Raw genomic sequence first — 13643 nt, 5'->3', positions numbered from 1 at the left:
GATGTCATCTGGCTCAGGTAAACTCCGCCGCTTTTGCAAGAGCGATATGCCATGGCTTTAAAAAGAGCACTACTACTTTGCGCAGTCTTGGGGTTAGCTGGCTGCCATAGTCAAAAAGTGAGCGAAGATTCTACAATGACGCAAACGCCAATACGCATAGCGACATTTAATGTCAGTATGGATGCCAGCAATTATCTGCCAGAGGGCACTAAGCCTTCAGCCAACTCGGCGGACGTATTGTTGGACCAGTTGCAGCGAGGCGATAATGCCCAGATTAGCAACATTGCCGCGATTATTCAGACGGTACGGCCCGACATTGTGTTGCTAAACGAATTCGACTATACCGCTAACCCCGAACACTCTGTGAAGTGGTTTCAAGATAACTACCTGGCGCGGCCCCAGCAGGGCGCAGAGGCGATTGAGTACCCTTACTTTTACAGTGCCAGTGTCAATACGGGGGTGGCTTTTCCATTTGATTTAAATGGCGACGGCAAGGTGTCAACGCCCGCCGATACCTACGGGTTCGGCTATTACCCTGGGCAGTACGGGATGCTATTGCTCAGTCGCTACCCGATTGATACGGCGGCGGTGAGAAGCTTTCAGCGCTTTAAATGGAAAGATTTACCCGGTGCGTTAGAGCCCCGTAATCTCGAGGGTTCGCCTTATTATTCCCCCGAAGCCTGGGATGAATTTCGCTTATCGTCTAAATCCCATTGGGATATTCCGGTAAAAATCGAAGACAAGACCTTGCATTTGCTAGCCAGCCATCCTACACCGCCGGTATTTGATGGCCCGGAGGATCGCAACGGCAAGCGCAATCACGATGAAGTGCGCCTTTGGGTGGATTATATTTCCGCCGAGGCCAATTATCTGTATGACGATAGTGGCGCCACGGGTGGGCTGAGCCCAGATTCGAGTTTTGTTATTGTGGGCGATTTAAACGCCTCGCCTCACGAAGGCGATGGGCATAAAGACGCGATAAAAGCTTTGTTGCATCATCCTCGCGTTACCGATCCAAACCCGGGAAGCGCCGGTGGTGTCGAGGCGCGTTCGGATAACCCTCACAGTCGGCATCATACCGCCGTTTGGGGAATGCGTGCGGATTATGTGTTGCCGTCTTCTGATTTAGTGGTGGCGGAGTCCGGGGTATTTTGGCCCGCGCAAAACGAACCGAAGGCTGCGTTGGTGGCTGATCGCCGTACCAGCTCTGACCACCTTTTGGTGTGGGTGGATGTAATCTTTTAGCCATTACTGTTCTCATTATTTTTGCAGTGTTCGGTTGCCACTTTAAGTGTCGCAAAAAAAGCCGGCCCTATGGGCCGGCAACAAGAGGATTTTTTACAACGCTATGGTTTTATTGGCAAGCGACCTTGCCTAACCCCAGTACGTAGAGTGGGTCGTAACCCAGCGGCGAGTTAAACGGCACGCGGCCCTCTTTACCCGCGGTGGCGGTGACGTAATCAGCCAGCTCTTGACCCGATCCCAAGTGGTTAGCACTGATGGCGTCGCGCGAGGCTTGCGAATAGTTTTGCGCAAGGTCGGACACGCTGCCGGATGAGTCAGTAATCAAAAACTCCAGTGACGGGTCCAGGTTACAGTTGGCATCCGAGAACCATACGCGGGTGTTTTCTGAGCGGAAGTTGCCGTCGTCTACATCGCGAGCCAGTTCTTCAACGCGTTCTTCCAGAGCGCGATACACATCGTCTTTCTCCTGATGGATCCGGTTCATCAACACCATGTTGTCTTCCCACAGAACGGTAGCTCCGACACGTACACTTAAAATGTCTTTGCGATAGTTCATAAAGAAGTTTTCAAACATGTGCGAGGTGCCGCGACGGATCAGTGGGATACGGCGCAATGTGTTACCCAGATCGTCATAGTGATCATCGGTGGTGATAAACGCATTGTGGTGCATGGTGGTGGTGATTTGCGAATTGATTTCGCGGCTGTCACTGGAACCATGCAGCGCGGCTCGCTTGACGTTGATCAGCTTGTTGAACGAGATGGTGATGTCATAGGCACCCACTTTCACATCAAACGCTGCGTCACCGGTGGTGTCGAAGGTGTTTTTGTGAATCCAGATGTCGTGGGACGCACCTGTGTTGCGGATCATGTCGGGGTCCAGACCATGGTCTTCGGTATGGCCCGCACCGCGGAAGTCCAGGTGAGTCAGAATCACGCTCTCGGCGGTTTGCACCGGCTGACCCGAGCTGTCGCTACCAATGGCAAAACCGTTAAAGCGGAAGTAACCATTGCTCAGACGACCGTCCAGCGTCTTGTTGGAACCGATTTTAGTGTTGCGGATCGGCAGATCTTTATCGTTCAGGCGATCGTTATAAAACTCAACCGCACAGTTCGCATTGGAAATGCCTTTGTCGTCACACCACTGACGGTAGTCGATACATTGCGCTTCATTGCCGTCAATCGCATCCAGTACATCTGGGTTAGAGCAGTGGTTGCGATGCATCGAGATTTCGGTCTCGTTGGCGAAGTCGTATTTATCGAACACAATCCAGTTGTGGTTATCACCGGTAACGGCATCTAACAGCTGCTGTTCAACGCTGCGACCTTGTGAGTCGTTTTTGGTGATCACGGTCAGCTGGCTGTTGCCGTTAGGATCGTAACCGCCCAAAGCGTTTTCACCGTAACCGACCGCACGACCCAGCGAGTTGGACAAGCACTCGACGATTTCCTGGTCACTTTGCAGTGAGGTGGAGCGCCAGTTGACGTTGGGATCGGTGGCAATGGCAACACAGTCATCGGACAACTCTGTTTCGGGGGGTGGTACGTCCGAAGAGCTAGACGATGAAGATGAGCTGGACACTACAGACGAGCTACTGGAGCTTTGCTCGCTGGACTCAGATGAGCTGCTAGAGCCATCGTAGTGGCCGCTCGCGCTGTAGACTTCAATTTCGCCAATCTGTGGCGCCGTAGTGGCACTGTGAATTTCCAGGCTAACTTTGCTGGCTGAGACATCGCCGAAGCCGGTAATAACCGCTTCGCTGCCCAGACTGCCGCCAGTGGCAAGCACTTGGCCATTGTCGTGATTAACCAGCGACCAGCTGGTAGTGGCATTGTTCAGCTCGCGCACCACTACGGTGTTAAAGCTGCCCGAAATGCCCTTCACAGAAATGGTTTCGTTGCTGCTGGATTCCGGCTGCCAGTAAGAACCACTGTTACCGTCGACCACATTACCGTAGCTTGAGCCGTCACCTTTACTGCTGCCGTCGGCATCGGAGGCTTTGTTGTCACCCAGCTCAACTGGCTCGCTGGAAGCACTGGACTCGGAAGAGCTTGAGGCCTCCGACGAGCTGGCCTCGCTACTGGAGCTTGCGCCGCCGCCATTACAGTCGCCCGCTTGCGGCGAATTGCCGGTGATGCTCAGGCTGTCCACGTTCGCGAGACCCGAACTGCCAGTAGCCTGCAAACGTAAATCGTTGTAGCCCGCGTCCAGATAGACGTTGACAGTGCCCGTGCCGGTGTAATCGTCCCAATTGCTGGTGGCGGGCATGCTGACATTGGTTTGTGTTACACCGTTCACCATCAGGTTTCCGGGGCGATCATCGCCACCGTTGGCGTAGCGCCAGTTAAGCTGGTAGTTGCCCGCGGAAGGAACTACCACAGACCATTCAATACCGGTGCCCTGGGTGTTCTCGGTGTTGGAAAAGCCGTCACCATTGTAGCCGGCGTGATTGTTATCAACCGAGCCGTCCACACCGCAAAAGCCTTCAGACTCTTCCAGAGTCAGGGTGGAGGCCTGGGTGCTGATTACTGCGTCATCGCCGTTAGAGTTGTATGTCTCTAGGTTTTGATCGGTCAATTTAACCCAGTAGTAGTAAGTTCCATCAGTCAGCCCGGCATCGGTGTAGGTATTGCCGCTAATGCCGGTGGCAATACGCAAACGGCCCGATGGGTCAGGGTCGGTGTCGCGATAAACTTCTTGGTTGCGAACATCAATGTTTTCGATGTTCCAGCTTAGCTGCGCGGTGTCTCCCGAAGCAGTAACGTTCAGGTTAACTTCGCCGGGCGCTGCCGACGACGAAGACGATGACTCCTGCGAGCTAGAACTGCTCGCCACAGTGCCGTTATACACTTCAAATTCGCCAATTTGCGGAGCACCGCTGGCGCTGTCAATGTACAGGTTTACCTTGGTAGCGGTGGTGTCGGCGAAGTTAATGACCGCGTCGCTGCCGAGACCGTTGCCCGAGGCCAGCTCAGCACCGGTATCATCATTGACTAGGCGCCAGGCGTTGGTGGCGTTATTCAGTTCGCGAATCACGACAGTGTTAAAGCTGGTGGCGCTATCCCACTTGACTGAAATGCGCTCACCCGAGGAGCCCTCGGGCTGCCAATAGCTGGATGTGTCACCATCGCGAACATTGCCGTAGCTGGTACCTGAACCTTTGCTGGAACCGTCCGAGCCCGCACCGATAGACAGGTTGACGCCTGGGTTGCCACCGCCGCCATCCGAGCTGCTCTGCTCTGATGAGCTGGAACTGGAGCTGGGTACACTGGATTGGCTGGAGCTACTGCTGCTGGTAACGTCACAGTCATCGTCGGGATTGGAAACCGCTAGCCCAGTATAGGCGCCCGCAGTAGCCTGAATAATTTGCGGTACGCAACTGGCCGCATCCAGGCTGTAGCTGTAGGGGATGCTGATACTGGTAGTCGATGTGGGGTTGGGACCAGCGGGATGGTTGTCATCGTCATCGTCGGTCCACTCAATGTTGTCCCAGATGTTACCGTTGACTTCCCAGTAGCCCATATCGTTAGTGTAGAAAGTGCCCAGCGGGTCTTTAGAGTCTTGAATATAGTTGTGTTCAACTTTAATTTGCCCGCCTACGCGCGGGTTCATACCGGATTTCTCCAGGCCTTTAAAGTAGTTGTTGTACGAGTGTGCGGTGCCGCCGCGTAACAGTGGCGTGCGCGAGCCGATGTTCTCGTACAGATTGTGGTGGAAGGTTACCGGGCCGTTGCCGGTATCACCACTGCTGGAACCGATCAGGCCGCCGCGACCTGAGTTGCGCAAGGTGCTGTAAGACAAGGTGACGTACTTGGTGTCATTTTTCATGTCGAACAGGGCATCGTAACCGTCGTCTTCCCCACCGGTGGCTTCCAGGGTCAAGTGGTCAGCCCAGACATTGGAGACTCCACTCTCCATACCGATGGCGTCACCGCCATTCGAGGTGGGTGAGCCGGATTTTTTCACATTGCGCACGTGCAGGTTTTGCAAAATGATATTGGAGGCGCTGCGCAGGTGAATCCCCAGCTCGTCAAAAAGCGCGCCCGAGCCTACGCCGATAATCGAGACGTTACTGACTTCTTTAATTTCGATTTTATCATCGGCAGTGTTACAGCTATCGCCCGACACCTTGCTGGTGTTGCCGTGGTCGATGGTGCCTTCCACATGAATAATAACCGGGGTATCGCTGGAGGGGCGGTTGCACAGCGCCGCGTGAATTTCGGTGCCGGTAGTGGCGTAGACAATATTGCCGCCGGCGCCGCCTGTAGTACCGCCGTTCTGGGTGGCAAAGCCGTCGACTGCCAGCGCCGGAGCACTGGTTGCCGCGACCGCTAGCGCCAAGGCACTGGGTGTGAGCATATTACGCATAGAGACTTTCATTGGACATTACCATTGTTATGTTATGGGTTGATGTCGCAATCAGTTACCAGCTGGCAAGGTTTGCCGACCGATTGCGTGAATCGCATTGTTGCGGAGTGGTAAAAGCCCATCCGGTGTGAAGTACGTCCTTAGCGAGTCCGCTGTACAACACCCGAGAACATCTGACTTTTACGGATGTGCGGCTGCACATTCGAGAAGTATCCGATACGGTCTCAGTCAGGCAATTATTATTGGTAAAGCCTGATTGGTAAGGCAGAATAGTTCTGGTTAGCTATTCTGTAAAGCCAGATCATTAAGAAATGAGATGAGTTTTTGGTTTTTATATCTATTTGTCGTAAAAAATAACCTTTTGGCGCAAAATATAATATTTTTATAAACAGTTGGCACGATGTTTCAGGCTGGAATAAAGAGAACGACCGACTGTTTAATTATAAAGTGGTATGTCGGTTATTTTTAATTGGACTTACCAAAAGTTGGGTATATAGCTTTATCGTCTTCATGTTAGAGCGGCTATCTCTAATTGGTTTAAATGGGGAGTGCGCTCGGGGTGGAAGTTTCCCCATTTTGGGCAATACTGAATATACCGGAGTTAGAAATATCCCGATTCAGCTCCGCAGTGACCTGAGGGTCACTAGGTTCTTTCCTTTTAGTTACTCCTAGAATGGTCTTGTTTGCCGACGCTTCCCCCAAGGCGTCGGCTTTTTTATGCCGGGTTGTTTTGCGGCTTGCTTGACGCTTATTTTCCGGTGGTAAAGGCGCTGTTGGCGCCATTTACACAGGAAAAAACCTTGCGTTATAATCGCGCCTCTTTCCTCGGCGGCCTGCCTGTGGCCGCTTGGCAGTCGGAGCGTAGCGCAGCCTGGTAGCGCACCTCGTTCGGGACGAGGGGGTCGGAGGTTCGAATCCTCTCGCTCCGACCATATTATTCCAATAAGGACTATGGCCCGAAAAAAATGCGATTTTATAAAAGGGGCTAAAGCCGCTTGGTTTTGCGAGCACTGTGATGCGTGCTTTAGCGATAGCTGCATTCCCGAAGGTTATGATCCGCGCTGGGGCAAGGCCGGCCCCGTTTGTATTCTTTGCCATGCCCCGCTGATTGACGCCCGTGCGCCCCATCTGCAGTTGCCGTTTTGGCAGGTATTGCCCTATTTGCTGGTTTATCCACTCTATTGGCGTGCGCTTTTGCTGTTGCTGTTGGGAGCCGGTGGGGTCTACCTGGTGGGGGCTGGTATGGCCGCCGCTGTTTTCAGTGGGGTTTACGCTTCGCTGCTGGTGCGCTATTGCTTTCAGGTAATGGATGCCCGTGCTATGGGGCAGGTGGAGCCGCCGAGTTTATTGGACATGCTAAAGCCGGATTCCCGGGGACTGTTTTGGCAGCTTTTGGGGCTTTTGGCCTTGTTTGCGGCGGGGATTTGGGCCCTGGCGTACTGGGTGGATGTTCGCGCCGCCATTGGGGTGGGGCTTCTATTGGGCTTGTTATATCCTGCGATAACCATGGCTTTGGCCGCGCACAAGAATCTGCTTAAAGCGCTTAACCCACTGCTCTTCGGAAGCCTGGTCGCATCTATGGGGCTCGGGCCTTATGTCGCACTTGTCGCTATGCTTGCCTTTGTCGTGGGTGGCTTAGGGGCACTGGGTTACGGGGTGCTGATGCCTTACGCCGGGCAATGGCTCTGGCCCACAGCGCTGTTGGGCCTGGGGTATATTGCTCTGGTGGTTCATGCCCTGTTGGGTTACGCCATGTTTCAGTACGGATTGGGCGGTGTGAGCGAGCAGTCAGCAAAAGCCCCGCTCGGCGATAGCGCCTTTGCCCGGGCCAAGGCGTTGGGGGAGGTAAAGGTGCTGGAGGCTGCTGGCGAACTTGATCGCGCCCGCCAGTCTTTGCGGGGCTTACTGGATATCTGTCGGGACGACATTGACCTGCATCGGCAGTATCAGAAGTTGTTGTATCAGTTGGATGATGGTGATGCCCTTGCCGGACACACCGATTACTTTGCCGATTTGTTACTGCGCCAGGGACAAAGCAAAGAGGCGGTCACGCTCGTAGAGCAAGCCCGAAAACACGATTCTGAGTACCGGATAAATGATCTCGAGCTGGCGGCGCCGTTAAGCCAAGCGCTGGAGAAAGCCGGCAAGTACGAATTAATGGTATCCCTGGTAGGTAATCTACATCGCCGGGTGGCGCGAGATGAGCGGGTGGCTGATGTCTATACCCGGGTCGCCAAAGCACTCGCCGGGCCCTTAAAGCAGCCGCAAAAAGCTCGCGCTGTGGCCTTGTATGTCGTAAAAACTTACCCGCACTGCGCCGGGGCCGGCGCTATAGCCAAGCTGGCGCGGGACTAAAACGGCGTTGATAGCGGTAAGCGCTATTGAAACTGATGCTCAACCGCCGGAAAGGCGCCGGCTTTAACATCGTCGCGGTACTGCTTAAGGGCGGCGGGGATATTGCCGGTTTGCTCCAGAAAGTTTTTCGAAAACTTAGGGGGTTGCGGCGTAAGGCCCAGGATGTCGTTAATAACCAGCACCTGAGCGTCGGTGTCGGCGCCCGCGCCAATCCCCACCACCGGAATACGAGAGGCGGCGGTAATGGCTTTCCCGAGCTCGGCGGGCACACACTCAACCAGTAGCAGGTCGGCGCCCGAGTCGCTCAGCAGTTCGGTATCGTTTAATAGGGTGTCGGCCCGCGCCTGATCGCGACCCTGAACCCGAAAACCACCAAACTTGTGAACCGACTGAGGGGTGAGACCGATGTGAGCGCACACCGGAATACCGCGGTCGGTCAGTATGCGAATGGTGTCCGCCAGCCAGACACCGCCTTCGAGTTTTACCATGTGGGCGCCGGCCTGCATGATGCGGGTGGCATTGGTTAGCGCCTGCTCGGGGGTGGCGTAGGTCATAAAGGGTAAATCGCCAATAATCAGCGATTTATTATTGCCCCGCGCTACGGCCTCTACGTGGTAAATCATCTGCTCCATGGTCACCGGGATAACGCTGTCGTAGCCGAGTACGGTCATACCCAGCGAATCGCCAATCAAAACCACCTCTACCGAGCACTTTTGTGCCATCGCCGCCATGGGGGCATCGTAAAGTGACACCATGACGAACTTCTCTCGCCCGCGCATAGCGTGCAGGGTTTGTACAGTGACTTTCTTTTCCAGTCCGCCGGAATTATCGGCTTGCACATAGGGCATGGGGTAGCTCCACGGTTACAGCACGGGGGTGGGGTTGTAGTAGTGACGTCCGCTTTTGATGGTGGTGATGTATTCCACCAGTTGGCGAAAGTGATCGCGATTGTCGGCCAAGTTTAAATCCTGTGCGTTGACAATTAAAAGCGGGGCAGCGTCATAGTAGTGGAAAAAAGACGTGTAGGCCTCGTTGAGTACCTGCAAGTATTCATCGCTAATACTTTGCTCGTAGGTGACACCGCGCTGTTTAACGCGCGCTTGCAGGACGTCTTGGGGCGCTTGCAGGTAAATCACCAAGTCGGGTTGGGGGGCATCCAGAGTGAGTTTTTCGTATACCTGTTGGTAGATCGCCAGCTCGTCGTCGTCCAGCGTTACCTGGGCGAACAGTTGATCTTTTTCCATTAAAAAATCCGCCACCCGGGCCTGGCTGAACATGTCGCTCTGACGCAACTGCTGAATTTGTCCCGCGCGTTGAAACAGGAAAAACAGTTGGGTTTGCAGGGCAACCGACTTGGGGTCTTGGTAAAAGCGTTCTAAAAAGGGATTTTGCTGGGGTAGCTCCAACAGTAGGTCGTAGTTAAAAAGCTGGGCCAGATTGCGGCTTAAGGTTGTTTTGCCTACTCCAATCGGTCCTTCAATGGCGATATAGCGGGGGAGGTCGATATTGCTTAAATCAAGCGCCAGTTTTTCAAACAGCTCGGCCACGCTTATGCTCCTCTACTTGGCTGGGCTCATTCTATAGTGCCGTTTCCAGAACTACCAGCTCTGAGCGGTCGCACTCCCCGGCCAACTGGTCCAGATTACGGCCATCGGGCAGGGTTAACCCCGGAGCAATATCGGCCAGAGGGATAAGCACAAAGGTGCGTTCATACATATGGGTGTGGGGAATGCTCAGGTCGGCGTCGTTTAGGGTTTGCTCACCGTAGAGCAATATATCCAAATCCAGGGTGCGCGGCCCCCAGTGGCGCAAGCGTTGGCGCTGGTGGGCTTGCTCCAGGGCCTGCAACGCGTGCAGCAAATCGTGCGGGGCCAGAGTCGTGCTGATGCAAGCGACGGCGTTGATAAAGTCGTCCTGGTCTTGCGGTCCCACAGGTTTGGAGCGGTAAAGGGGCGAGACGTTGATAAGCTGTGTTCCGGGCAGGGTTTCCAGCTCGTCGATGGCGCGGCGAATATGCTGTTCGGGGTCATCCATATTACTACCGAGCCCCAGGTAGCAAAACACGCTGGGGGTCATGAGTCGCCCTGGGGTTTTGCGCCTTTTTTACGGCCCCCGCGGCGTCGACGTTTGGCGTTGGGCAGCTTAATCGCGCTCACCATACGCTGGCGCTCGTCCTGGTCGGCGGCCTGAAATTGAGTCCACCAGTTGCCCAGGCCGCCCAGTTTTTCGCCGGCGTCTTCGCGCAGCAAAGTAAAGTCGTAGGCGGCGCGAAACCGCGGGTGCTCTACCAGGGTAAAGGCGCGATTGCCGCCACGCAGAGTCAGGCGGTGCTGCATATCCCAGATTTCGCGCATGGGGATTAAAAAGCGTTTGGGAATGGAGGTGCGCGCCAGTTGCTGCCCCACCGCCTGACTGGCGGCTTCGGCAAAGGCCTGCCCTTTGGGCATGTTTTTTTGCAGCTCGGCCAGGCGGGCCTGTTGTACGGGCCACAACAAAGCGGCGTAAATAAAGGCTGGTGTTACCGACTTTCCGGCGCGAATGCGTTTATCGGTATTGGTCATGCACTGCTCGACCAGTGCCAGGGCAATGGGGTCGCCCGTGGCGAGAATCTCTTCCGTGCCGGGAAACAGTTGGCCGAATAGATTGTACTCACGCAACAAATGGAAAGTAGCGGTGGCTGAGCCCGCCAAAAACAGCTTTAACACTTCTTCAAACAGCCGTGCCGGAGGAATATTAGCCAGCAAATTAGCCTGTGGGCGAATCGGTGCGGCGGTTTTGTCCTCCAGGGTAAAGCCCAGCTTGGCGGCAAAGCGTACCGCGCGCAGCATGCGTACTGGGTCTTCCTGGTAGCGGGTATCTGGGTCGCCGATAATTCGCAGTAAGCGATGTTCCAGATCTTGGATGCCGCCCGTGTAGTCGTGTACGACAAAGCCGTCCAGCGAGTAGTAGAGCGCATTGACGGTAAAGTCGCGGCGCACCGCATCCGAGTGAACACTGCCGTAGACATTGTCGCGCAGTACCATGCCATGCTCGTTGCGGGCCGCCTCATGGTGGCCGCGGAAGGTGGTTACCTCAATGATTTCGCGGCCAAAGCGCACGTGAACAATTTTAAAGCGACGGCCCACAATACGGGCGCCGCGAAACAGGCTTTTGACCTGCTCGGGCTTGGCGTTGGTGGCCACGTCAAAATCTTTGGGTTGCCCGCCCAGCAGCAGATCGCGCACCCCGCCGCCCACTAGGTAGGCCTCGTAGCCGTGCTGGTTGAGCTGTTTCATTACCTTGATAGCGGCGTGGCTGATCAGCTTGCGCGACACATTGTGCTGGTCGCGGGGAATAATAAGCGGCTGTTGGTTGGCGCGAGCGGATGAGCTTTTGGGGGTAATGAGTTTAAACAGCCGTTTTAGCATAGAGAGATCTGCAAGTGTGAGGTAGTGGCGCCTAAGGCGCTTGTCGTCCTGTAAAGCTCAGAGTTTAGCATGCCCATGTATGGCGTGAAAGTTGCGCAAAATCAGGAGGATATCAATTAGGGGATAAATGGCTGGGAGTGGAAAGTAAAACGGGAAAGCCGAAGCTTTCCCGTAGGAGTGGGCGGCACAATGTCAGCTCTTGAGGAAGAGCATTGCGTCCTTGCCCAATCCAAATCACTTGCGATCCTTTACGGTGCCTAGTCAGTCATTCCGCTTTGTTTTTATTATCGTCTTGTTGTTTTTATTAGACGTTCGTTTTTATTGTTTGTTGTTATTCTTGCTATTCCGTTTCTTATTGTTTGTTGTTGTTTTTATAAATTCTACGTTTCTTATTATTTGTTGTTCTTATTATTGAACTTATCTCTTTTCTAATTGTTTATTGTTGTTATTAAAGCTTGTTCGTTTCTTATTGTTTGTTGTTGTTATTGGTTGAGCGTTTTTATTGTTTGTTGTTGTTATGTGCGCAGTATAAAGCACTGCTCGTGCCAAGGTTGTAAAATACAATAAAATCAAAGGGTTAGTATTTTCACTTTAGGGTATATTACTTTTTGTTATTTCCAGCGGTTACAGTTCTGAGGGGTATTTGTTACGCCTTAGAGAATTGGGTAACAACTTGTGCGACGTAACAATTTTGGGGGTGAGGGTAGCGCCTTGGCGTAAGAGTGAACCGGGAAGTTTATTTGGGCGCCAGGTGTGATTGGTTGGGTGACATGAAAAAGGGGGATTGTGCAGCTAGTGGCGCCTGCGGAACGCAAATGGCGGCACCGAAGGCCGCCTGAGAGGTGGGTGATTAAAGGGGGGGAGTGGTTATTTGCTGCCCGCTTTACGCCGGGGGATGCCAAAACGCTGGCGCCGCTCCCATAGGCACTTGCGGCTAACGCCCAGCTTTTTGGCCAGCTCGGTCTCGCTCATGGTGTCCTGATGCTCGAGTACAAAGCGTTGGAAATAATCTTCCAGCGATAAATCTTCTGAGGGATCGATATGCCGGGGCTTGCTGCGACTCGCTTCGCGGGCCGCCTGAGCGTAGGGATCGTCGTCCTCTTCATCGTCCAGGCGCACCAGATCCAGATCAATGGCCAATAGATCGTGGCTGATTTCCCGTTCGTCTTCACACAGGATGACCGCGCGCTGCATAGCGTTTTCCAGCTCGCGCACATTGCCGGGCCAGGTGTAGGTAGTAATCGCCTGTATGGCTTCGGGAGAGAGCTTGAGATTGTCTTTGTTAAATTGTTGGCAGTAACGCGTCAGCAGGCTTTCGGCCAGCGCGAGTATGTCTTTGCCGCGCTCGCGTAGAGGCGGTAGCTCCAGCTGGACCACGTGAATCCGAAAGTAAAGGTCTTCGCGGAATTTGCCTTCGCGCGCCAATGCCCGCAAGTCGCGGTGAGTGGCCGCCACCAGGCGCACATCGACTTTGCGCGATTCCACCGACCCCAAAGGCCGTACCTCGCCCTCTTGCAGCACCCGCAGCAGGCGCGCCTGGGCCTCCAAAGGCAGCTCGCCGATTTCATCCAGAAACAGGGTGCCGCCGTCGGCGGCCGCGACTAAGCCCTCGCGGGTGCTGGCGGCGCCGGTAAAGGCGCCTTTTTCGTGACCAAACAGCTCCGACTCGATCAGGGTTTCGGGAATTGCGGCGCAGTTGACCGAAATCATCAGCTCTTTGTGACGTTTGCTTTGCTCGTGTAGCGAGCGGGCCACCAACTCTTTCCCCGTACCGGTTTCGCCGTGAATTAACACGGTGGCGTCGGTGGGGGCTACCTTGGCAATGCGTGAGTAAAGCTTTTGCATTACCTCGGACGAGCCGATCATGCCGGTGACCTTGCTGTTTTCGGGGTTGGCCTGGGATTGAGCTTTCAGGGAGGCTTTGCCGATCACCCGCTTAACCGCGCTGACCATCTCGTCGTGGTCAAAGGGTTTGGCGATATAGTCCACGGCCCCCATGCGCATAGAATCCACCGCCGAGCGCAGGCTGGCGTAGCTGGTCATTATCAGTACGGGCACATCGCCGGCGAGTTTAATCAAGTCGGTCCCTGGCGCACCCGGCAGACGCAAGTCACTGATGATTAATTGAAAATCGCTCAGGGTGAACTTGGAGGTGGCCTCGCGCACCGATGGGGCCTCGCTGACATCGTATTTATTGCGCTCGAGCAACTTGCGCAGGGCGGTGCGAATAATGGCTTCGTCTTCAACTACCAGTATTTTGGTCATAACTC

Annotated in this window: 8 protein-coding genes and 1 tRNA gene; 3 read left to right on the top strand and 6 right to left on the bottom strand. The window is 54.4% G+C overall.

Going from position 1 to position 13643, the window contains the following annotated elements:
* Positions 1–135 precede the first annotated feature (135 nt).
* Complete coding sequence (locus tag M6D89_RS08090) at positions 136–1245, top strand: endonuclease/exonuclease/phosphatase family protein (protein ID WP_253967505.1); 1110 nt, start codon at positions 136–138, stop codon at positions 1243–1245.
* A 109-nt stretch (positions 1246–1354) separates the two neighbouring features.
* Here the strand turns inward: M6D89_RS08090 and M6D89_RS08085 are convergent, their stop codons facing one another.
* Positions 1355–5611 (bottom strand): pectate lyase family protein, encoded by a 4257-nt coding sequence (locus tag M6D89_RS08085; RefSeq protein ID WP_418930343.1) that lies wholly within the window; start codon positions 5609–5611, stop codon positions 1355–1357.
* Positions 5612–6466: 855 nt separating this feature from the next.
* Here M6D89_RS08085 and M6D89_RS08080 point away from each other — a divergent pair.
* Positions 6467–6543 (top strand) — tRNA-Pro (locus tag M6D89_RS08080).
* A 19-nt stretch (positions 6544–6562) separates the two neighbouring features.
* Positions 6563–7966 carry a tetratricopeptide repeat protein gene (locus M6D89_RS08075; protein WP_253967504.1) on the top strand — a complete coding sequence of 468 codons (1404 nt, stop codon included), beginning with the start codon at positions 6563–6565 and terminating at the stop codon, positions 7964–7966.
* Between the two features lie 23 nt (positions 7967–7989).
* On the opposite strand, the gene panB is transcribed toward M6D89_RS08075, so the two are convergent.
* From panB to M6D89_RS08050, 5 genes are all read right to left on the bottom strand, one after another.
* Positions 7990–8814 carry a 3-methyl-2-oxobutanoate hydroxymethyltransferase gene (gene panB / locus M6D89_RS08070; protein WP_253967503.1) on the bottom strand — a complete coding sequence of 275 codons (825 nt, stop codon included), beginning with the start codon at positions 8812–8814 and terminating at the stop codon, positions 7990–7992.
* A gap of 15 nt (positions 8815–8829) precedes the next feature.
* Positions 8830–9513 (bottom strand): deoxynucleoside kinase, encoded by a 684-nt coding sequence (locus M6D89_RS08065; RefSeq protein WP_253967502.1) that lies wholly within the window; start codon positions 9511–9513, stop codon positions 8830–8832.
* A 31-nt stretch (positions 9514–9544) separates the two neighbouring features.
* Complete coding sequence (gene folK, locus M6D89_RS08060; RefSeq protein ID WP_253967501.1) at positions 9545–10042, bottom strand: 2-amino-4-hydroxy-6-hydroxymethyldihydropteridine diphosphokinase; 498 nt, start codon at positions 10040–10042, stop codon at positions 9545–9547.
* Positions 10039–11373 (bottom strand): polynucleotide adenylyltransferase PcnB, encoded by a 1335-nt coding sequence (gene pcnB, locus M6D89_RS08055; protein ID WP_253967500.1) that lies wholly within the window; start codon positions 11371–11373, stop codon positions 10039–10041. Before pcnB ends, folK begins: the two co-directional genes overlap by 4 nt.
* An 867-nt stretch (positions 11374–12240) precedes the next feature.
* Positions 12241–13638: a sigma-54-dependent transcriptional regulator gene (locus M6D89_RS08050; RefSeq protein ID WP_253967499.1), complete on the bottom strand. Its 1398-nt coding sequence runs from the start codon at positions 13636–13638 to the stop codon at positions 12241–12243.
* Positions 13639–13643: the final 5 nt, after the last annotated feature.

This window comes from Gilvimarinus xylanilyticus, from assembly GCF_024195295.1.
In the GTDB taxonomy this organism is placed as follows: domain Bacteria; phylum Pseudomonadota; class Gammaproteobacteria; order Pseudomonadales; family Cellvibrionaceae; genus Gilvimarinus; species Gilvimarinus xylanilyticus.
Note: the sequence above shows the minus strand (reverse complement) of the source record. Positions and strands in the feature narration are given on the sequence as shown.

Coding starts and splice junctions, on each gene's coding strand:
- M6D89_RS08090 (WP_253967505.1), top strand. CDS start 136: ATGACGCAAACGCCAATACGCATAGCGACATTTAATGTCAGTATGGAT.
- M6D89_RS08085 (WP_418930343.1), bottom strand. CDS start 5,611: ATGCGTAATATGCTCACACCCAGTGCCTTGGCGCTAGCGGTCGCGGCA.
- M6D89_RS08075 (WP_253967504.1), top strand. CDS start 6,563: ATGGCCCGAAAAAAATGCGATTTTATAAAAGGGGCTAAAGCCGCTTGG.
- panB (WP_253967503.1), bottom strand. CDS start 8,814: ATGCCCTATGTGCAAGCCGATAATTCCGGCGGACTGGAAAAGAAAGTC.
- folK (WP_253967501.1), bottom strand. CDS start 10,042: ATGACCCCCAGCGTGTTTTGCTACCTGGGGCTCGGTAGTAATATGGAT.
- pcnB (WP_253967500.1), bottom strand. CDS start 11,373: ATGCTAAAACGGCTGTTTAAACTCATTACCCCCAAAAGCTCATCCGCT.
- M6D89_RS08050 (WP_253967499.1), bottom strand. CDS start 13,638: ATGACCAAAATACTGGTAGTTGAAGACGAAGCCATTATTCGCACCGCC.